The organism is Lutibacter sp. A64, assembly GCF_022429565.1.
In the GTDB taxonomy this organism is placed as follows: domain Bacteria; phylum Bacteroidota; class Bacteroidia; order Flavobacteriales; family Flavobacteriaceae; genus Lutibacter.
Genome location: NZ_CP092487.1, coordinates 2,089,307 through 2,112,456, shown reverse-complemented (window position 1 = coordinate 2,112,456; position 23,150 = coordinate 2,089,307). Strand labels below are relative to the sequence as shown.

The following is a 23,150-nucleotide window of genomic DNA, read 5'->3' as shown; positions in this document are numbered from 1 at the left end:
AGTTATGATTTAATGGTTAAGATTACTTTTTCTTTTCGGTCAAATGCTTGGTAGCATAGCGATACAATTTTTTGAAATAATAGTTTTGAAGTAGTTCCTTTTCCAATACCAGATAAATTGGTTACAGGAGCAATACAACCGCGTAATTCTTTTAAAGCATCATTTGCAGGATGAATTAATATTAAGCTTCTATTAATTACATTTTCAAGGATTAAATGATGTTTAAACTTTTCAGAAAATCGAGGTTTTAATACGTAAGTTCCTTCTGGAATACACGAAACAGATTTTTGGTTTTTTCTCCAGGGCAATTCAATAGTAAACCCTAGAAATTTAGAATTCAAGAAAAGGACACTATTCGTGCCCTTTTCAAAATAGGTTCTATGTAAAACCAATTCCATTATACCGTATCAATTTTTACAACTGATAAAGCATTGTAGGTTCCGTTTTTCAACGAATACATTTGTCCGTTTACCTCTTGATAAAACTCAATTCCCAATACAATGAATACTGGATGAGTAGAATTTGCAGGTGCAGTTACTGTTAAACCAATAGCGGCTGTATTTGCACTGTCATAAGGTAAAATAGCAGTTTCGTCATTTTCAAAAGAAGAAGCTTCATTTTCAAAATCCAATTCAGCAGCTCCTGTAACTACTTTAAAATGTGTTGTTCCAGATGGAGCAGCAATTCTAACAGCAGGAGCAAAAGCAGCCAAGTCAACAGAGATATCCCCACTTGCTCTGTCGTAAGTTGTTGAAAATGGAGCAAACAACGTAGAACCAAGTTTACCATTCAAATTAAATTCGAATCCTTCCAAAGAACTCAAAACCCCATCTTGAATAGTTCTCAATCCACGAGCGTTAGTTGTGTCTGTTTTAACTACTTTTAATAAGTCAGTAGTTAATCTACTAACCACTCTTTTGTCTTTTGCATTTTGCAAAAGAATACGAATTGCATTACGTAGAACTTTACCACCTTTACCTGCTCTTCCAAATTCAGAACCATTTTCACGCGTTCTTTGAAACGCAGGGTCATTTGCAATTCTAGATTTGTCAACACCACCTTTTTCGCGAGCAAGGTGTCCATCACTCGTTTTGTAAAAGGAAATTCCACCAATGGTTCCTTTTAATTTAATAATACCGGTTTGTTTAGCCATAATGTTATAAATTTTAAATTCTCAACAAATGAAGCTATCTTTATAAAGGAATTAAAAAACCGAAATCCATCCATTCCGAAAACATCCTTTTTATAACAAATAAGGGTGTATAGGTAAAGTATAAATACTAGTAGGATAAAGTATAGATAGAGTATTAAAATGAAGATAGTAAGAGCTTGTATTTACCCAAAAGACATTCAATGCATCACTGGACGTAGTGAACGCTATGGAAGAAAATTATTGAATACAATCAAATTACATTTCGGAAAACAAAAACATCAATTCATTACTTCAGAAGAATTTGCAGAATATAGTGGTATTAAGCTTGAAATTGTAAACGATTATTTGAGAAAAGTATCATAGTATTTGACATTGTTTGGTGCTATTTGTAGTATTAAAATCGTATATTTGTTAGTGAGATTGAGAGTTAAAACCAATCAATGGATATCAATGGTTAGGTCAACAAATCGGTCAACAAAAATTTAATGGAGTAGGGAAGTCCTTATAAATAAAGAGAAATCTCCAAAGGTTCGAATCCCTTCCTCTCTGCAAGAAACAATAAAAATAGAACTCTATAAACGTTAAGTTTATGGAGTTTTTTTATATAAACCAATTAGTATATTTAAAATAAATAATACAGTTTTAAATTTTTAGAATTTTATAAAAATTTAAAAATAAATTTAAAAAAACGTTATCTTTAAAACTTTCTCTAATTAGTGTATATGCTTTACACATTTGTGCTTGAACTGTTTTTGGAGAAATTTCGAGATGATTGGCAATTTGTGAGTGCGTAAGATTTTCAAATTTACAGAGAATAAATACTTCTTTACATCGCTTTGGAAGTTTGTCAATTTCCTGCCTTAGTTTTTTAATTCTCATAAGGTTTATTTCGTCATCCTCATCAATGGATTCTATAAGTTGTTGATATATCCAGCTATCTAATACATTTTGTTCCCTTTTATCTTTACGGTATTTATCAATATAAGTGTAATAAGCAGTTTTAAATATATAGCTTTTAATAGAATCTAATTCATTTAATTTTTCTCTAAAATGCCAGATTTTTATGAATGTTTCTTGTAAGATGTCTTCAGTTTCACAGTCATTTTTAGTAAAACTGTTAATATAAGCATATAGGTTTTTATAGTATAAATTATGAATAGCTTTAAAAGCAAGCTGGTCACCTTTTTTTAGCGAACACACTAAACTTGATATTTTTTCTTTGTTTGCCATCTTAAGTATGGTCGTAAATTTAGATATAAAAATCAAAAAATATTAAATTTTCATATAAAAGTTAAAAAAACATTAAATTTTTATAGGCATCTAATAAAATGTTAACGTATTAGTAGTGAATTAAGATAAATATTGTGAATAAAAGAATAGAGTATATAATTGTAAAATATTTTGATAATGAGATTTCAGAAGCTGAGGCCAATGAACTTATTGTTTGGATCGAAAACGGAAATAGAGCTATTTTTAATGAACATATAATGTTAAATTTTTCTATAGAACAGTTAAAATTAGCTAATGATAACAAAGAAAACTCTTCTTGGGCAAAAATTGAAGCTCTAATTGATCATAAAGAATCAACAAAAGTGATTCCAATGTATCGAAGAAAATTATTTAGATATGTTGCTGTTATTATTGTTTTAATTGCTTCGGGATATTTTTTAACACAAATAATAAAACCTACTACAAACAATAGTAATCAAAAAGGTGCTAAAAATAATAGTGTTCAAATAGGAACTGAAAAAGCAACTCTTACGCTTGAAGATGGTTCTAGTGTTACCTTAAAAAAAGGTAAAGGCTATAATACTAAAACAGTTCAAAGTAATGGTGAAAAATTAGTTTATACCGATCAAAAAGAAAAAAAAGTGGAAGAAGTTGTTTATAATATTTTAACAATTCCAAGAGGTGGTCAGTTTTTTGTTGAATTGGCAGATGATACGAAGGTTTGGTTAAATTCTGAATCTCAACTAAAATATCCAGTAGCTTTTATTGAAGGAAAAACACGTAAAGTAGAATTGCTTTACGGAGAGGCCTATTTTGAAGTTTCACCAAGTACAATGCATGAAGGTGCAAAATTTAAGGTGATTAATCAAGCACAAGAAATTGAGGTGTTGGGTACAAAATTTAATATAAAAGCTTATAAAGAAGAGTCGAATATATATACCACATTAATAGAAGGTAAAGTTAAAGTAAAGACTGCTGCAGCTAAACAGCTGTTGAAACCAAATCAACAATCTAAGGTTCAAATAGAAAATAATAAATTATCTGTTCAAGAGGTTGATGTATCAGGGGAAATTGCATGGGTGCATGGCGACTTTATTTTTAAACATAAAAAATTGAAAGACATTGTAACAGTATTAGGTAGATGGTATAATGTAGATTTTGAGATCCAAAATAAATCACTTGAGAATGTGAAATTTAATGGTGATTTTGGTAGATCACAAAATTTAGAAGATATCCTAATTTTAATAAAAAATACAAATTATATAAATCAATATGAAATAAATGAGAAAAAAATAATATTGAAATAAAAAAAGAGGGAAATAAATATAAACATCTCACCGTAAATAATTTTCCCTCCTTAGAGTACGATTAATTAATTAAAATGTTTAACTAACTAACAGCATGTAAATTTATGGAAATTATTTCTATTACCCATTGTTTTCTTTTTAGGAAACGATTTTTAAAAATCATTATGAGATTAACAATTTTTTTGTGTTGCTTTTCAGTATTTAGTATGTCACCAATAAATGTGTTATCACAAAATGCTAAAATTGTTGTCGACACTGATAAAACAGTTACAATAGATGAAGTTTTTAATATGATTAGTAACCAATCAGATTATAAATTTATCTATCACGCAGACTTATTTAAAAACCTTCCTTTGGTACATTTAAAAAAAGGAACAATTAAGGCCAATAAGCTGCTGGAAAAAAGTCTTTCTAGCTCCAATGTTATTTTTGAATTTACCAATAAAAATACCATTGTAATTAAGGAAAAACCTCCAGTAATAGAGGAACATCCTGAGATTACAGATCCATTGCAGCAAATAATTATTAAAGGGACTGTAGTTGATGAAAGTGGTCAACCACTTCCAGGAGTAAATGTTATTGTAAAGGGTTCTAAAACTGGTGTTTCAACAGATTTTAATGGAGATTACGAACTTAAATTAAATAATAAAGATGAAGATACCATATTAGTATTCAGCTATGTTGGTTTTAAAAATCAAGAAATTGTAATTGGAACCAAAACGACTATTGATGTGAAAATGGTTACTAACTTATCTGGTCTAGAAGAGGTTGTAGTAATTGGTTATGGTACATCTAAAGTTAAAGACGCAACAGGAGTAATTTCTAGAGTTAGCGCTAAAGAAATTGAAGATGCTCCTGCTGGGGCAAGTATTGAAAGTTTATTACAAGGTAAAGCTGCAGGAGTAAATGTACAAATTCAATCTGCTTCACCTACGTCACCAATAAGTGTAATTATTAGAGGAGCTTCTTCATTAGATGGAGATAATCAACCTTTATGGGTTATTGATGGTATAGCACAAGCTTCCTCAACAACTTCTGGTAATATAGAGAATACATTATATAATTTAAATTTACAAGATGTTCAAAGTATAGATATTTTAAAAGATGCTTCTGCAACTGCTGTTTATGGTTCAAGAGCTGCCCATGGGGTAGTAATTGTTACAACAAAAAGAGGGGTGCCAAATACGAAACCTCAGTTTGAGGTATCTACAAGTATTTCGAATGTGGTTACAGATTATAATTCATTCGAATATTTTGATGCACCTCAATACATTGACTATGTAACAGCCAGTAGTAAAGACCATATTCTTTCTGCAGGATTTCAATATTTTAATAGTAATTATATAGATGAAGAGGCTTTTTGGGCTTTGAATACCAGTGAATATGATGCGTCTGATTTACAGGTGCTACCAGGTGCTTTTCATGATGGAAATACACCATGGCAAGATATTATTACACAAAACCCTTTAAATGTTGATTATAACTTCTCCGTTCGTGGAGGGTCAGAACGAACTACCTATTTCGTATCCTTCAACCATCAAGATACCGAAGGTAGTATTGTAACAGGGTTTAGTAAACGCTATACAGGACGTATTAATTTTGAGACTAGTATTAATGACAATATTAAGTTTGGAGTAAACTTAACCGGTAGTACCCGTAAAACTAGTGATAAGGACGGTTTGTTATTTACTTTGAGAGGAATATCACCAGATTTTAAGGAGTATAACGATGATGGTTCTATATATACACCAGATTATTATATTGAAAATCCTCATTCTTCTTTATTAAATACTAATTCAGGAAAGGGAATAAACTTTTCAGGAACTGCTTTTATAGAATTGAAACTAATTAATAATTTAAAATTTAGAAGTTCGTTTTCAAATACTTATGCTGATTCTGAACGTTTAAGTTATAAAAGAATAGGAACTTATGTGACTGATCAAGGAGAAAGATATTGGAGTGATTCAAAATCTTCTCGTGATGCATTTGAAAACACTTTGACTTATGCTGCACTTTTAAATAATAAACATGATATTAAAGTTTTAGCAGGATATACTTTAGAGGAAAATGTTAGTGGACGTTACCTGATGGAAGCATATAATTTTCCTGATGATGATATTTTGAATAATTTTGGGTCTCAAGCAAATATAGATGATATAGATGAGTCTAGAACAAGTAGTGCATTGCTTTCGCAATTTGGGCGCGTACACTATAAATATGATGATCGTTATATTATTTCAGGAACACTTCGTAGAGATGGTTCATCTCGTTTTGGAGCAGATAAAAGATGGGGTACTTTTCCTTCTGTAGCTGCAGCATGGTTGATTACTGGAGAAAAATTTATGCAGTCTGAAAAAATTAAAAAATATGTTACCTATTTAAAGTTAAGAACATCTATGGGTATAACGGGATCTCAAAATCTCGGTAATTTTGATTGGGTAACCGGAGTAGATGCTACTACATATAATGATTCTCCTGCAATTTATCCAAACTCACTTGGAAACCCTGATTTACAATGGGAAGAGACAACAATGTTTGATTTCGGATTAGATTTCGGATTATTAGATGATCGTATTGCTGGTTCTGTTGGGATATATCATAAGGAAAGTGATAAATTAATTTATGATGATGATATACCTTGGAATTCAGCTGAAAGAGACATTAGTTCAAATGTAGCGTCAATGGAGGCTAAAGGTTTTGAATTTAATGTAAAATATGACATCCTTCGTACTAACAATCATCGGTTAACTTTTGATTTTAATTATGCTACGACTGCTTCTAAAATATTAAAAATTAATAATAATCAAGAACAATTAATTTTCCCAGGAAGTTATGCACCACGAATGGTGGTGAATGCTGGAGATGAAATAGGTGAATGGTTTGGATACCAAACAGCTGGTCGTTTTTATGTAACTGCTGAGGATGCATATTCAATGAGAAACAACACAACTTCTTCTGGAAATCCAGATTATTTCAATACTGATACTGAAACAGTTGGTGATCTTATTTATATTGACCAAGATGGAGATGGAAAAATCACCGAAGAAGGTGATCGTGTAAATTTAGGAACTTCAATACCTAAAGGATATGGAGGATTTGGATTAACATACACATATAAAGCTTTTAGACTTAATACAACCTTTACATATGCTTATGGACATAAAAGATATTGGAGTTTACCTAATGATGATGTTGGGGGTTTTGGAGACAAGAATAGTAGTAACCTAATTGCAGGAGAAAGTACTATTGTAATGAGTCCATACGAGGCTTCTTTTCCAAGAATTACACCAGATGGAATTGGAGGTAATGATCTATTTTCTGATTTTTACTTACACAATGCATCTTATCTTCGTTTAAATGCTCTGAATTTATATTATAAACTTCCTAATAAATTTTTTAATAATTCCATACTTAATGGAGTTGAACTTAATTTTAAAGCTACAAATTTACTAACAATTACAAAATATCCTGGATTTAGCCCTGATGGAGGAGGTTCAGCTTATACAAATGTTGATTCTGGAGCGGGTGACGATTCTAGTACGTATCCTACTGCAAAAGTGTATAGTCTTGGAATTAAATTAAAACTTAATTAAAAATGATAAATATGAAAAACGTATTATATATATTGATAATTACTCTAATCTTTGGAATTAGTTCTTGTTCTGATAGTTTAGATTTAAAACCTGATTATCAGTTGAATGAAACAAATGCAATTACAAATGAGGTGAAAGCTCGAGCGGCTGTTGGAGGTATTTACCCATTTATAACACAAGGCTCTAATTATAATGGAACTCTTGCTGGTAAATTAGCATCTAAATCAGGATTTGTTAAATGGTCTACAGGAGATTATGATATGACTACCACGCAATCAAATAATAGTCCTTCTGTACAATATGTATGGTTGGGTTATTATGAAACTATAAATGCTGCTAATTTTGCTATAGATGGTATTTCTAAGTTAAATGCATCGCAAATAGATGAAGAAACACAAACAGCTTTAATTGCTGAAGCCAGATTCTTAAGAGGCTTTTCACATGCTTATGTTCTTTGGATGTTTGGGCATTGGTGGAATACAGATGATAGTGATGTTGATGGTATATTATATCGTGATGAACTAGCTACAGTTTCAAATCTACAAGTTGCGAGACTTAATGTAGGAGAAAGTTATCAAAAAATTTATGAAGACCTTGATTACGCTATTGCTAACCTGCCTAGTTTTACTAATAATAGATACGTCTCTAAAGAATTTGCTAAAGTTTTTAAAGCTAAGATGCTACTTTATAGACATGGGTTTAACGATGGAAGAGCAGGTCTTGAAGAAGCTCTTAACTTGGTTAATGAAGTTTTAAATGCTAGTATTCCAGGTTTTTCTATGCAAGGAGATTTAGCTCAGGTATACCAAGATTCATGGGACTCTCCAGAAAATTTATTTTCTGGTTATCTAGAAGGAGATGGGAATACGAATTATAGAGATAGTGATGCTTGGTATCGTTATAGAATTATTCATAGCTATTCAACTAGATTACCTGTTTCATCTCCTGAAGCACTTACTGCAGGACTAGATAAGGGGGCTGATTGGTTTCAAGCTGATCCGCGTTGGCCTATTGTTACAGGAGAGTCTAGAGGTGCTTTATCCTGGGATGATTCACGAAGATATACCTTTACTAAGGTTACAAGACTTGGTGAATATGACGGGTTGAGAGCGTCTCCAGTAGATAATAAATACAATACCTATTTTTTCAGATATCCAGAATTGTATATTATGAAAGCAGAATTATTGGCAAGAACTGGAGCTAGCATTTCTGAGGCAATTGCTCCTATTAATACCATGCGCTCTAAAAGAACAAATCCAGTATTTCCAACACCTTTAAATCCTACAAATGAACAAGAGTTAATGGATATGATCTTTAAAGAATATTTTTTCGAATTATTCATAGAAAATGGGAGTGAGTTTTTTGCTTCTGTACGCTTTAAAGATGCTACAGGAAAACTTTGGATGGAAAGTTTGAAAGACATAACATTAGAGAATAATAGATTATGTTATCCTATTCCAAAAGAGGAGATGACTACAAATACATTAATGCACCAAAATCAAGATTTACAATAATTTAAATTATATTATATGAAATTCACAAAAAAATATATAGGCATCATAACTGCCATCATTGGTTTAGTTTTGTTTAGTGCTTGCGAAGACGAAGTAGATCTTAGAATACCTTACCCAAACGATATTACGTTTAACGAATTGACCCTAGATAGGTTTAGTTACAAGATTCCAACAGCTCCATTTACTTCTGGAGATAATAAATCTGGAGTAATTACTGTTAATGTAGCTGGTACTGGTAATAATTATAGCGGGTTTGCTTTATCTAATAAAAATTTCCGTTCCTATCCTTGGGATTTAAGCCCTACTTTTGCTCCAGCAGGAGGTCTTACACCAACTGAAGTACAAGAATCTATAAATACCACCGCTTTTAGTGTTTACACACCTATAGGTGCAGTAAATAGAACAGAAAATTATCTTGTAGGAAAAACGACTGGAGATGCCGCATATTTTACATTAGCAGAACCTGGAACCGTTGAGCATTTATTAGTAGCAAACACTAGTTACAACTACCTTTTAGCTAGTTACGGATCTATACTTTCTGATGATTTAGATCCTGTTACTCAATCCTATTTAATTGACGGAGACGTAACTGACAACCCTGGAATAGAAAATCCAGATGTTGCTCGTTACGGTGTATTTACACTTCCTGGAATTGATGGAACTCTTAACACCATTAGATTAGCAGGAACTGAACTTTTAGCTAAATATGAAGTTGGAGATCCTATAGGGAAAGAAGCAGGAATTTCTGCAGGTGAGGAAGCTCGTTCAGTTTTTATAGCGAGTAATCCTGATAGCACATTAGAAGAGCAACAAGCTGTTTATGATGCTGCTTATAAAGATGCCTACGATGCTGCTTTTGAAGCTGCAACCGATACCATACATAAAGGTTATGTAAAATTAACTATTGAAGGTTCTTTAAATGGAAGTTCTACAGGAAGTGTAGATGTTTATTTAGCGCTAAGATCAGAAGTTGATACAGCATATCCAGATTTTAATTTTATTTTAAATGATTGGAAAAAAGTAGATTTAACTTCTTTAGGTACTGTAGATAAAGTATTATTTAAAATGTCATCCGATTATGTTGATGATCAAGGAAAAATGGTATACCCTTCTATGTTCTGTTTAGATGGAATTCGTCTTCAATAACCTACTGAATTATTTTATACCTATTTTAAATTGAACGGGGAGTTAATTCCCCGTTTTTTTAACACATTAGTTTCATAAAATAAGTATTAATTTTTTAACTAAATGTCAATCAGTATATTATATTTATATAGGTAAACTTATATTACTAATTATCTTAAAAAACATCCATGAAAAAAATCTTTATCATCTTATTTTCAATGCTATTTTTAGCATCGTGCATAAAAAATCCTACTAAAAATTATATTGTATTTTCTGGAACCATTTCAGATGCCCCAACAAAAAATTTTAGATTAGTTAAAAAAAATAGCGGAACAGGTACACTTAATATTAAGCTAGCAGAAGACGGATCCTTTTTAGATACCTTAACAACTGGAACCGGACACTATATATTTACTGATTCTAGAAACAGAGCAGATATGTATTTAACCGATGGAGGCGAATATGATTTTACAGCCGATGGAAAAGATTTCAGAGGAACTTCAAAATTAACTGGAACCGACCCCGATGCGTCTAATTATTTAATGACTAAAATAAATAACATTATTAAATTAAGAGGTGATTATGCTGAATTTAACAAATTAAACGAATCTGATTTTATTGCTACACAAAACAAACTGAATGAAAGTTATATTAAATACCTAGAAAGCTTTCCAAATGTACCTAAAGAATTTGAAGAATTCGAACGTGAAGAATTACACTATTACCACCTTTTAACTTTAATTAATTACGAAAGTTTACACCAAAGATATGCTGAACAACCTGATTTTAAAGTTTCAGCAGATTTTTTAAAAGAATTAGAAGGTGTAAATTATGTTAATGAAGAAGCTTATAAACTTAGAGGCTCTTACACTAAATTAGTAGAAAAACACTTTAAAGATAAAGCTGATGAATTAGTAGAAAACGAGGGTGTAGATAGATACTTGGCTAAACTGAAAGTGTTTGGAGCAATACCTAATGATTTTATAAAAAACAACTTAATAGTGTCAGCTGCCAATTACGACATTAGTTATACTAATAATATAGATGAGTATTATAAAGCTTACCGCTCAGTTTCTACTTCTACAAAAAATGACGAAAGCATTACCAAAAAGTATGAAGCTTTAAAAAAATTGAGTAGAGGGCAAATTTCACCAATATTTACAGATTATGTAAATCATGCGGGAGGAACATCTTCCTTAAGTGATTTTGAAGGAAAATACGTTTATATAGATGTTTGGGCAACTTGGTGTGGACCTTGTTTAGCTGAGGTTCCTTCACTTCAAAAAGTTGAAAAACAATACCATGGTAAAAACATAGAATTTGTAAGCATTTCTATAGATACAGAAAAAGCTCGTGATTCTTGGAGAAAAATGGTAACAGATAAAGGGTTTGGAGGAGTACAATTAATTGCTGACAAAGATTGGAAAAGCGATTTTATTTCAGCTTATCAAATTAATGGAATACCTCGTTTTATCTTAATAGATCCTAATGGTAAAATTATCAGTTCAAATGCGCCAAGACCTTCTAAAAGCGAATTAATAACCTTGTTTAATGAATTAGGTATTTAAACAATAAACAATGTTCTAGTAGAATTTTTAATTTAGAAACAATAAAGATGAAAAAAATAATTTGTGTATTAAGTTTTGTGCTAACAATAATATCCTGTAAAGAAGAAGCTCCCAAAAATTATATTTTGTTGTCTGGAACCATTTCAGATGCTCCATTAAAAGAATTTAGACTCTCTCATAAAGATGCTAAAGGTAGATTTACTATTAAAACAGCAGAGGATGGATCTTTTGTTTTCGATACAATATTTTCTGGAACAGGAACATATAGATTTAGTGGTAAAGGAATGAATAGGATTGATATTTACTTGGCCAATGGAGGTAGTTATAAACTTATCACAGACGGAAAAGATATGAGGAATACCTCAGTGTTAACAGGCCCTGATTCTAATGCCTCTAAATATTTATTGACAAAAGATAGTCGAAACGACCTCTTAAGAGGAGATTTTGAAGAATACAATAATTTAAACGAATCAGATTTTAGCGCTAAAGCTTTTATGATTAAAGAAAATCTTATAAAATATTTAGATAGCTTTCCAAATCTTCCTAAAGATTTTGCTCAATTTGAACGAGAGCAATTGACTAATTATTATCTTTTATCTTTAGTTAGATATCAAGATAGACACGGACATAATCTTAAACAACCTGATTATAGAGTTTCAAAGGAATTTCTTAAACCATTAGAAGGGTTAGATTTTACCAACGAAGAAACCTATAAACATAGAGGTTGGTATAAAGATTTAGTTGAAGAATATTTCGATCTGAAAGCAGATGAATTAGCAGACAAAGAAGGTATTGATAAATACTTAGCTAAATTGAAAGTATTTGGAGCAATTTCTAATGATTACATAAAAAATGATTTATTAAACTCCGCAGCAAAATACGACATAGCTTATACAGATAATATGGATTTGTATTATGACACTTTTATTGCTGTTTCTACTTCAAAAGAAAATAACAACGTTTTCACTGAAAAGTATAAAGCCTTAAAAAAACTTTCTAAAGGTGAACCTTCTCCTATTTTTACAAATTATGTTAATAATGCAGGAGGAACAAATTCTTTAAATGATTTTAAAGGAAAATATGTATACATTGATGTTTGGGCAACTTGGTGTGGTCCTTGTTTAGCTGAAGTGCCTTCCCTTAAAAAAGTTGAGAAGCAATATCATGGTAAGAATATCGAATTTGTAAGTATTTCAATTGATCGACAAGAAAAACGAGACGCTTGGAGTAAAATGATTACAGATAAAGAATTAGGAGGAATTCAGTTACTTGCAGATAAGGATTGGAGTACTGATTTTATTACGGCCTATAAAATTAACAGTATACCACGTTTTATCTTAATAGATCCAGAGGGAAATATTGTATCATGGAATGCGCCTAGGCCTTCAAATGGAGAATTAATAACCTTATTTAATGAGTTAGGTGTTTAACAGATGCCTTTAAAAAATAATAACTATCGTATGAAAAAACAACTATTTATAATAGGAATGACTATACTAGCTCTTTCTTGTAAAGAAAAAGCCCCTGTAGATTATGCGCTTCTCTCAGGTAAGTTACTGAACAATAATGATGATAAAATAATTTTGTTAAGCTTTAATGATCGCGCATTTAGAGATACTATACAAGTATCAAGTGATGGGTCTTTTAAAGATACCATTAGAGGTGAAAAAGGCTTATATCAATTAATATATAATAAAATGCGGACCAATATTCATTTAGAAAATGGATATGATTTAACTATGAATGCAGATTCAAAAGCATTAGATAGTACTGTTGTTATTAGCGGAAATGGAGCAGGAGAGAATAATTTTTTGAGAACTAGAGCTAAAAAAGCTAAAGAACTAGAGGGTACAGAGAATATTTATACTTTAGAACAAGATGTATTTAAAGAAAAAATGAATACAATTATTTCTTCTCTAAGTGAATTATTAAGCAATACAAAAGATATTCAAGAAAGTTTTAGGTCAATACAACAAAAGGATATAAAATATACCTATCTTAATAAAATAGCCAATTTTGAATATGCTCACGCTAGGTATACAAAAAAAGAAGATTTTAAAGTTACTTCAGATTTCTTAAATGATTTAGATAATATAGATTATGATAATGAAGAAGATTATATAAATTCTAGAGCCTATAAATCTCTAGTAGGTATATATTATAGAAATAAAGCTGCTGAGATTAAAGAATCTGAAAATATTTCAAAAGATATTGCCGATTTAAAAGCATTTTCTTTAGCTAATAACCAAATTATTAAAAATGATTTGTTGAGTTCAACTATTGCTAGCATAACTAGAACAGAAAATCTCGACGAATATTACAATCTTTTTATGGCTGCTTCTACAGATAAAAAACAAAAAGAAGCTATAACAGAGTCTTATGAAAATTTAAAAAAAGTACAAGCAGGAAATACATCACCTAAATTTGAAAATTATATAAATTATACTGGAGGAACTAGTTCTTTAGATGATTTAAAAGGAAAATACGTTTATATAGACGTTTGGGCAACTTGGTGTGGCCCTTGTATAAGGGAAATTCCATCGCTTAAAAAAGTTGAAAAAAATTACCATGGTAAAAATATAGAATTTGTAAGTATTTCTGTTGATAGGCAAGAGAGTTTCGAAAAATGGCAAAAGATGATTGAAGATAAAGAACTTGGCGGTGTTCAATTGTTTGCTGATAACGATTTTCAATCTAAATTTATTAAGGATTATGTAATTAATGGTATTCCTAAATTTATTTTATTAGATCCAGAAGGTAATATTGTAACAGCAAATGCTCCAAGACCATCAAATTCAAAATTAATTGAACTCTTTAATGAGCTAAAAATATAACAACATACCCTAATATTTTTGTTTGAATTATTTTTTAAAATCACTTCAGTGTTTCATTGAAGTGATTTTTTTTAATAAGAAATTAATTTTTAGTATTCAAAAGGTTTATGATTGAACCTTATTTTTATGATACAGTTCAAAATAATTATGAAATAAAATAACATTATAGATAGTATTTAGTTTTTAAACAATTCAATTTCTTCATTGTAAAATAGGTAAAGACCTATTTATACCCTAATTTGAATTGATTACCTCCAAAATGTAATTTAAAGTATTTTTATTTTTGTTTTAACAATGTTGTTGAAGTATTAAAATTCAACAATGTGTACGAGTAACTTTTTATGAAAAAAGTTAGTTATTGTTAAAATGTAATCTATAAATAAGAAGTAAAATATGAAAATTATTAAAAATGTAAACATTATTTTGACTGTTGTAATTGGTTTTGTGTTATTTGTTGGATGCCTTAGAATTGATAAAAAATCTGAAATAAAAGTTCAGACTAACAATGAGATAAATCCATATGAACCAGATAATTCTCAACCTAAAAAAGATATAAATGGATATAAATTAGTCTTTAATGATGAGTTTAATCATGAAGGTCCAATGAAAGAGGAATATTGGAATGCAGAAGTTGGATTTAAAAGAAATAACGAGCATCAATGGTATCAATCTGAAAATGGAATTTGTACAGGAGGACGCCTTGTAATAACTGCAAAAAAAGAACAAGTTGTAAATCCTGATTATGAAGAAGGAAGTTCTAATTGGAAAAAAAACAGACCCTATGCTAAATATACTTCAGCAAGTTTTATTACAAAAAAAGAACATCATCAAAAGTACGATTCTATTATGATGATTATGAGGGCCAAATTACCGCTAAAAACGGGTGGAGATGAAGATTATGGAGTATGGCCTGCATTTTGGACAACAGGTGCTGGACCTTGGCCACACGGAGGAGAAATAGATATTATGGAATATTACACCGGACATATGATGGCTAATTTTGCCACGAAAGGGAAAAAAGGTGTTAATTGGAAGGGGAATAGACAAGACAATGCATTAAATTCAGATATTAGAAATATAATTAGCGGTAAAGCATTAGGTTTTAATACTGATAAAGATTGGTTAGAAAAATACCATGTTTGGAAACTTATTGGAAACGGAAAATGGTTAACAATATATTTAGATGATGTTTTTATGTCGAGAATAGCTTTAGATACTAAAAATGGAGATACTTCAAAATTAGAATATCCTTTTAAAGGTAATACGTGTAATTATTGGATAAACCTTGCTGTTGGAGGTAAACCACATCCAGATTTAGAAAAGTTTGAAAAAACTGAATTTCCTCGTCAATACGAAATAGATTATGCGCGTATTTATGTTATGGATAGTAAGTAAGTTTATAGAATAATTTAAAATTGATACAATAAAAATAAATGTTGTTTTTCTTATGAGAAACAACATTTATTGCTTTAAGGTTTAACCTAAAGATGAAAGCTTTATTATAGCTTAAATTTTCTGTAGTTAGTATTTTGAGGTGTGGTATAATTATTTTCAAATTATTTATACGATTCTAAAAATTGTGTAAGATATTCATCAAAAAAAGAGACTGTCTAAAAAGCCTAGGAATCCGTCATTCTGAACTTGTTTCAGAATCTCATCTTGCTGATAAACAATCACTATGAGAACTTGAAATAAATTCAGGTTGACGAAAATTCAACTTTATAGACAGTCTCTTTTAAAATTAAAAAAGTATAGAATTAAGGAATGTCACTATTTCCTATTTTAACTCTTTTAATTACAATAGATGGGTCTTTTGAAGGGGATTTGTATTTAGGTTCCTTATTTTGCATTAGCATTTTATGAATGTGGTAAGTAGCATCCATCCAATTATTTTCTTCATCCCATAAAGGATCTGAAACTATAGTTTCCCAGTTTTGATAGGCGTTTTGAAGTTCGTTAAATTTCTCTAGTTCAGTTTTAGATAGATCAACTGTTTCTCCAAGATCGTTATTTAAATTATACATAACTGTACCATATTTGTCTAAATGAATGGTTTTATAATCTCCAATTCTTGCAGCTGATTCTTCTAATTTTCTCCAAAAAAGTTGTTTGTGAGGTTCACCTTCTTTTTCTCCTTTTAAGTATGGTATGACATTTACACCATCAAGAATTAAGTTTTCTGGTTTAGTAATGTTAGCAACTTCTATTGATGTTGCAAATATATCTAAAGAAGAAGTAAGTCCGTTATAAGTAGCTCCACCTTTAATTTCATTTGGATAACTTATTATAAAAGGTACTCGGTGTCCACCTTCAAATTTATTTCCTTTCCAGCCTTTTAAAGGTCCTGTGGTAGATTGATTGTTATGTGCACCACCATTGTCGCTTAAAAAGTAAATTAAAGTATTATCACGTATTCCTAGTTGATTTAATTTATTTATTAGTTTACCAACATTTTCGTCGAGAGACCAGGTCATAGCAGCTAATTCTTTACGAGGGTGTCCTTCATATTTTTTAAGATCTTCTTTTTTAGCTTCCATTGGAGTGTGTACTGCATTATAAGCTAAGTACATAAAGAAAGGCTCGTTTGCACTTTGTTCTATATATTTTATAGATTGATCTCCTAAAACATCGGTTAAGTACCCATCAAAAACAACGCGTTCTCCATTGTGTTGTAGCATATGAGATTTGGCAGGATCTTTAATTGGAAAGTAAGATCTACCACCCGCAGAGAATCCATAAAACTCATCAAATCCTCGTTGGTTTGGATGGTCAGTTTTATCAAATCCTAAATGCCATTTACCTAAGGCATAAGTTTTGTATCCATTAGATTTAAAAACATCGGCAATAGTAACCACATCGTTACTTAAACCAATTCCACCAGTTCCATTGGCTTCAAAACCAAATCTTTGTTGGTATTTACCAGTCATTATTCCTGCTCTAGATGGAGCACAAACTGTTGCGCTTACATGTGCGTCTGTTAAAACAACACCGCTTGTTGCAAGTGCATCTATATTTGGAGTATCTAAATCTTTAGAGCCCATAAATCCAAAATCTGCGTAACCTGCATCATCAATTAAGATTACAATTACATTTGGTTTTTTTGTGGCTTCAGTTTCTTTTTGTTTTGTTGCAGTATTACATCCAATATAAAAAGTTAATAGTGTTGCAAATAATATGCGGATTGAAATTTTCATAGATTAATTGTTAATTATTATTAAAGTAATTTAAATCCCATTCAGATTGCCATTTTAGAATAGGTTTGATATTTTCAAATTCAACGGGAAGCCATATATATCTTCCATCAATTGGGTTTTTAGGAGTCCAGCGATCTCCCATAAAAATAAATGCATCTTTTTTACCAATAACAGGTATTACGTAGGTGCTTTGAGACCAAAAAGTGGTTGCTTTTTCTTTTTCTGTACCAATACAAGGATTGCCTAAAAACGTCCATTCTCCCATAATATGGTCAGCAACGGCAGATTTTCCTGGGTTTGGTTTCCAACCTGTTAATCCAGATGAAAACATATAGTATTTACCGTCTTTTTTAAATATAGCTGGAGCTTCATTTCTACCACCAGGAAAAACTCTAATATATTCATTTGTTACGGATAAGTAATCGTCAGCTAATTTAGAAATATGAAGCGTTTGGTTGTTTTCTGAAGCTGTAATATGGTATGCTGTTTCATCATCGTCAACAAAAAGCGTCATATCTCTAGACATTTGCCCAACTTCAAAATCCTTTTTAAAATAGGCGCCTTTTACAACTTTTTCTTTCCAATTTTTATCGGTTCTGTCTTTTATCATTTCTACAGCATCAAATTCTTTTTTAGAGAAATTAAGTGGTAAAACTCCAGGGTGTAACCTAAAACTATTTATGTATGTGTAAGGCCCTGTGATGTTATCTGCAGTAGCAACTCCTGTTAATGCTGCAGCATAACCTTGATCTTTAAGTTCATGATGAAACCACATTACAAACTTTTTAGTTTTTTTATTATAAATAACTTTTGGGCGCTCTATAATAGAGCCTTTTTGAAGCATACTAGTAGTATCATTTACAGCTTTAAGAGCAATTCCTTCATTTTTCCAGTTGTATAAATCTGTAGATGAGTAAACACCTACACCCACCATAGCTTTGTTTCCTAGGCTTCCAGTTGTTTTATGTTCTCCAAACCAATAATATGTGTTGTTATAAATTAATATACCACCACCGTGTGCATTAATATGTTTACCGTTATTATCTAACCATAAATCGCCAGGTTTAAAAGTTGTGTATTTTTTTTGTGAATATCCAGTTAGTATAAAGGATAAAGTTATAAAATAGAAGAAGATGTGTTTTTTACTCATTTTTAAAATTTATAAATTAAATAATGTTTTTTTAAAATTTTTAATTGTAGAATTATTTGTTTTTTATAAGGAGTACTCTTTTATTCAGTAGCAAATTTTTAAAAAAAATACAGCGTACTTAAATTATATGAACAAGTAAAATATAGAGACAAATTTAATGACGTTTGTAAGCTAATTTACTTTAAAACAAAGTTAAGTAACACATTAAGAAAATAAGTAGGTCTATTAATTCAAAATAATGGATAATATGGTCAATATAGAAATTAGAATAGTTCTAGTTTTAATTTTATATTACTTTTATGAACTATTAAGAGACTTTATAATAAAATGGTAATAATTGAAAACTAGATTAAAAACATTTTTATCGAATACCAATTAAATAAGTACAAAGTTATATGAAGAAATTTTTTTTAATTTTAATTCACCTTTTGTTTTTTATTACTGTGTTTGCGCAAGAAAATAACCTGGATTATATAGTTGATTTTATAGGGACAAAAGAAGGATTGTCTCATAATTATGTTACTTCAATTATTAGTGATGATCAAAATATAAAATGGATTGGTACTGAAAACGGGATTTCTAAATATGATGGTTATGATTTTGAGTATATAAAGCCAAGTAATAAACACGTAGGATTATTAAATGAAAATATTGAAGTTTTATATAAAGATAAATCTAATAATATTTGGATTGGTACAAAAAGTGGTGGTATTTCTTTTTTAGATATTAAAAAAAACAGAATAAAACACTTAAATAACCTTATTAATTTAGAACCTGGAAAAAACCTTAGAATAACTGCTATTAGCGAAGATAATAAAGGTTATATATGGTTAGGCACTTGGGGAAATGGTGTTTTTGTTGTTGATTATATTAATAATAAACTTATTAAACGTTTTCCTAGTGGTTCTACAGTATATGATATTGAAAAAGATGCATATAATAATATGTGGTTTACCAGATATAAAAATTTGGTAAAATATGATCCTTCAGAAGATAGAACAATTATTTATAAAACGAATGGGTTAATTACAGATATTCTTGCAGATAAAATTAGAGATAAAGTTTGGATCTCTATTGATAACAAAACAACTAAATTATATAGTTTTAATTATAATAAGCAAGCTATAGATTCAATAGAAACTGGTGTTTTCAGTAATTTTGCAAAAAAATTATTGCTGGATAGAAAAAATAGACTTTGGGTTGGTACTTGGGGTTATGGTTTGTATAGAAGCAATGAGGATCTTTCGAAATTTTCTAAAATGGATTTGGTGTTAAATCATTCTGATAAAATGGAAGTAAATTATCAGACGATATTAAATATTCACGAAGATCAAAATCATTTAATTTGGGTAGCCACAGCAAATGGTGGTATTTTAAAACTAACTGAAGGTAACGGTTTTAATAATGCTTCTTCTTTTTTTAAAGTAGGTGAACGTTATAATATTAATAGTGTTTATAAAAATGATGCAAATGTTTTTATAGGAACAGAAGCTTCAGGCTTATTTTATGGAACTAATTTTTCCGATTTAAAAAAAATAGAGACAATAGATAACTCTAAAGTTAGATCTATATACGAGCATAATAAAAAATTATATGTTGGTACTAGTGAAGGCTTTTATATATTAAACGTTGAAACAAAAAAAGTAATCTTTTCAAATAAAAAAATTAAAAAAATAACCGATTTTTATATAGATAAAAAAAATGATTTGTATATAGGTACACAACAAAATGGACTTTGTATTGTAAATCTTAATAATTTAAATGTACAAAGTGCGTATGTTTTTTATTCAGATAACTTAGTAGAAGATAAAAAGTTGCAAAGTGATAGGGTTAGTGTTATTAAAGAAGATTTACAAGGAAATATATGGCTAGGAACTTATAATGGATTACATATTATAAATAAAGGTAGTGAAAAAATTATTCATTACTCTTCATTATCAAAAGAGCAGCTCCCAAAAATTATAAATTCTATTACTATTAATAAAGATATTATTTGGGTTGGAACACCTAGTGGCTTATTTCAATTAAGTTATATAAATAATGAATTAAAGATACTATCTAAATTAGATAAAAAAGATGGTTTAAATAGTGATTTTATATCTTCATCTACCTTAGATAATTTAGGAAATATATGGGTGAGTACAACTACTGAAATAGTAAAATACAATGCTAAAGAGAAAACACTAATTAATTATAATCATTTAAATAATATTAATACTAGTTCCTTTAATAAAAATGCAGTTTGTAATTATAAAAACGAATTAATTTTTTTTGGAGGGAATGATAATATAACTTTTTTCAATCCTCAAAAAGTGATAGATAGTGATATTACTCCTGAGGTTATCTATATGAATTTAAAAGTAAATAACAACTTAATAGAATACCATTCAGATAGTAAAAAACTCAATCAAAGTTTTTGTTATACAGATAATATTACTCTAGCTCATAAAGATAAATTCTTCTCTATTAGTTTTGTAGCTAATGATTATTTAGGGGTTTCTAGTATCATGTATCGTTATAAACTTGAAACATATCAGAAAGACTGGATAAATTTAGGTCATCAAAACGAGGTGAACTTTACGGGGTTACCACCAGGTAAATACAAATTAAAAGTACAAGCTTCTAGAGATGGTAAAAATTGGAGCACGCCTAAAGTAATGTCAATTAATTTATTAAACTCTCCTTGGTTAGAGCCTTGGGCAGTATTTATTTATTTTACAATTTTATGTGGTATTCTTATGTTCTTTATAAAAGCTAAGAACGATAGGTTAAAACTTAAAAACAGTCTAGAAATAGCAAGAATAGATAGAGAAAAAGAAATGGAGTTAAGTGAAACAAAAACCAATTTCTTTACCAATATTTCACATGAATTTAGAACTCCTTTAACACTTATTATAACACCTCTAACAGAGCTTTTAAGTAGTAAAGATTTACCTTATAGTACATTAAAAAAATTAAATTTAATAGATAGAAATGCAAATAGATTATTAGATTTAATTAATCAGCTTTTAGATTTTAGAAAAGCAGAATATGGCTTGTTAAAGCTAAATGTTTCTTATGGTAATTTTGTGCGTTTTGCTAGTGAGGTACATCTTTATTTTAAGCAATTAGCAAAATCAAAAAATATTAAATACGATTTTAAAACTACGGTAGATGAATTGTTTTTTCCGTTTGATAGAAAAAAAATGGAAATTGTTTTATGCAATTTAATTTCAAACGCAATAAAATATTGTAATGAAGAAGATAAAGTTATAATAACCTTAAGTAAAGATGCTAACTACTGTATTATCTCCATAAAAGATACCGGAATAGGTATGGATGAAGAAGATTTAGGTAAAATATTTGATCGTTTTTTTCAAATAAAATCAGCAAATACTACAAGAATGATTGGTAGCGGAATTGGGTTGGCTTTTTCTAAAAAAATTATTGAATTACATCACGGAAGTATTGAAGTGTCTAGTAAAAAAAATGTTGAAACAGAGTTTGTTATAAAGTTATCATTAACCCCAGAATTATACAAAGGTGAAATTGATGAAACTTTTGTAAACACAGACAATATAAAAGCTTATAATGTTCAAAAACCATCTAAAATAGAGCAGAATAATACTAATGAAACTAAAAAATATACAATATTAGTAATAGATGATAATTTTGAAATCTTAGCATACCTAAATGATATTTTAGAAGATACATATACAATACTAAAAGCCGATAATGGAACTACAGGTTTTCAAATGGCATCAACTGAAATTCCAGATTTAATAGTTAGTGATGTAATGATGCCGGGTAAGGACGGAATAACGCTATGTAAAGAATTGAAATCGCAAATTATAACATCGCACATTCCAATAATTTTATTAACTGCACGTACTTCTTCTGTATTTGAAATAAAAGGTTTAAAAACGGGAGCAGACGATTATATTACAAAACCTTTTAATACAACTGTAGTAAAAGCAAGAATAGCTGGTTTATTAGAAAATAGAGAAAAATTAAGAACTCATTTAAAAAATAAAATACGTTTTGAACCTACAGCTTCAATAGAAACAGTTAAAGATTCAGATACCGAAAATGCGTTTATACATAAAGCAATTCTTTTAGTAGAAGATAATTTACAAAATTCTGATTTTGGAATTGATAATATGGTTGATGAACTAAATATGAGCCAATCTACCTTATATCGAAAAATTAAATCGCTAACTGGCTTGTCTTTAACAGCTTTTATAAGGTCTATTCGCTTAAAAAAAGCAGCCAATCTTATTATGGTTGCTAACGATATGAATTTAAACCAGATTGCCTACGAAGTTGGTTTTAACGATTATAAATACTTTAAAATATCTTTTGAGAAACAGTTTAATTGTTTGCCTTCTAAATATAAAGAATTGGTAAAAAAAATAAATAATTAATTTGTTTATTGTCTTTAAAAATTATGATTAAATATTGCTTTATTTAATTATAAACGAGATGCTTTTTTAAAGCATAATT

Annotated in this window: 15 protein-coding genes; 10 read left to right on the top strand and 5 right to left on the bottom strand. The window is 29.5% G+C overall.

Translation table 11 applies throughout. From position 1 onward, the window contains the following. Positions 1-2: 2 nt before the first annotated feature. Together MKD41_RS08750 and MKD41_RS08745 are read right to left on the bottom strand one after the other, a co-directional pair. Positions 3-398, bottom strand: coding sequence for a DUF5675 family protein (locus tag MKD41_RS08750; RefSeq protein WP_240241927.1), 396 nt, complete (start codon positions 396-398; stop codon positions 3-5). Then, positions 398-1,153: a hypothetical protein gene (locus tag MKD41_RS08745; RefSeq protein ID WP_240241926.1), complete on the bottom strand. Its 756-nt coding sequence runs from the start codon at positions 1,151-1,153 to the stop codon at positions 398-400. Before MKD41_RS08745 ends, MKD41_RS08750 begins: the two co-directional genes overlap by 1 nt. Positions 1,154-1,312: 159 nt before the next feature. Between MKD41_RS08745 and MKD41_RS08740 the strand changes: the two genes are divergently transcribed. Continuing rightward, on the top strand, positions 1,313-1,516 hold the full coding sequence (locus MKD41_RS08740) for a hypothetical protein (protein ID WP_090120032.1): 204 nt from the start codon (positions 1,313-1,315) through the stop codon (positions 1,514-1,516). A gap of 279 nt (positions 1,517-1,795) precedes the next feature. Here MKD41_RS08740 and MKD41_RS08735 read toward each other — a convergent pair whose 3' ends face one another. After that, complete coding sequence (locus MKD41_RS08735; protein WP_240241925.1) at positions 1,796-2,383, bottom strand: RNA polymerase sigma factor; 588 nt, start codon at positions 2,381-2,383, stop codon at positions 1,796-1,798. Between the two features lie 134 nt (positions 2,384-2,517). On the opposite strand from MKD41_RS08735, the gene MKD41_RS08730 reads away from it, so the two are divergent. The 8 genes from MKD41_RS08730 (at position 2,518) to MKD41_RS08695 (ending at position 15,719) form a co-directional block, all read left to right on the top strand. Continuing rightward, the gene (locus MKD41_RS08730) at positions 2,518-3,690 is read left to right on the top strand and encodes a FecR family protein (RefSeq protein ID WP_240241924.1); all 1,173 of its coding nucleotides are present in this window, start codon (positions 2,518-2,520) and stop codon (positions 3,688-3,690) included. A 206-nt stretch (positions 3,691-3,896) separates the two neighbouring features. Beyond that, positions 3,897-7,283, top strand: coding sequence for a SusC/RagA family TonB-linked outer membrane protein (locus tag MKD41_RS08725; RefSeq protein WP_240241923.1), 3,387 nt, complete (start codon positions 3,897-3,899; stop codon positions 7,281-7,283). 11 nt (positions 7,284-7,294) lie between these two features. Then, positions 7,295-8,797 carry a RagB/SusD family nutrient uptake outer membrane protein gene (locus MKD41_RS08720; RefSeq protein WP_240241922.1) on the top strand — a complete coding sequence of 501 codons (1,503 nt, stop codon included), beginning with the start codon at positions 7,295-7,297 and terminating at the stop codon, positions 8,795-8,797. Positions 8,798-8,812: 15 nt separating this feature from the next. Then, a complete protein-coding gene (locus tag MKD41_RS08715) occupies positions 8,813-9,943 on the top strand; it encodes a DUF4465 domain-containing protein (RefSeq protein WP_240241921.1) in 1,131 nt (376 codons plus the stop codon). Positions 9,944-10,110: 167 nt separating this feature from the next. After that, positions 10,111-11,490 (top strand): TlpA family protein disulfide reductase, encoded by a 1,380-nt coding sequence (locus MKD41_RS08710; RefSeq protein WP_240241920.1) that lies wholly within the window; start codon positions 10,111-10,113, stop codon positions 11,488-11,490. A gap of 47 nt (positions 11,491-11,537) precedes the next feature. Beyond that, a complete protein-coding gene (locus tag MKD41_RS08705; protein ID WP_240241919.1) occupies positions 11,538-12,920 on the top strand; it encodes a TlpA family protein disulfide reductase in 1,383 nt (460 codons plus the stop codon). A gap of 30 nt (positions 12,921-12,950) precedes the next feature. Beyond that, positions 12,951-14,324, top strand: a complete 1,374-nt coding sequence (locus MKD41_RS08700) for a TlpA family protein disulfide reductase (RefSeq protein ID WP_240241918.1) — start codon at positions 12,951-12,953, stop codon at positions 14,322-14,324. 393 nt (positions 14,325-14,717) lie between these two features. After that, a complete protein-coding gene (locus tag MKD41_RS08695) occupies positions 14,718-15,719 on the top strand; it encodes a glycoside hydrolase family 16 protein (protein ID WP_240241917.1) in 1,002 nt (333 codons plus the stop codon). Positions 15,720-16,081: 362 nt separating this feature from the next. Here the strand turns inward: MKD41_RS08695 and MKD41_RS08690 are convergent, their stop codons facing one another. Both MKD41_RS08690 and MKD41_RS08685 read right to left on the bottom strand, forming a co-directional pair. Further along, positions 16,082-17,518 carry a sulfatase-like hydrolase/transferase gene (locus MKD41_RS08690; RefSeq protein WP_240241916.1) on the bottom strand — a complete coding sequence of 479 codons (1,437 nt, stop codon included), beginning with the start codon at positions 17,516-17,518 and terminating at the stop codon, positions 16,082-16,084. Between the two features lie 10 nt (positions 17,519-17,528). After that, on the bottom strand, positions 17,529-18,668 hold the full coding sequence (locus MKD41_RS08685) for a glycoside hydrolase family 43 protein (protein ID WP_240241915.1): 1,140 nt from the start codon (positions 18,666-18,668) through the stop codon (positions 17,529-17,531). Positions 18,669-19,063: 395 nt separating this feature from the next. Between MKD41_RS08685 and MKD41_RS08680 the strand changes: the two genes are divergently transcribed. Further along, positions 19,064-23,071 carry a hybrid sensor histidine kinase/response regulator transcription factor gene (locus MKD41_RS08680; RefSeq protein WP_240241914.1) on the top strand — a complete coding sequence of 1,336 codons (4,008 nt, stop codon included), beginning with the start codon at positions 19,064-19,066 and terminating at the stop codon, positions 23,069-23,071. Positions 23,072-23,150: the final 79 nt, after the last annotated feature.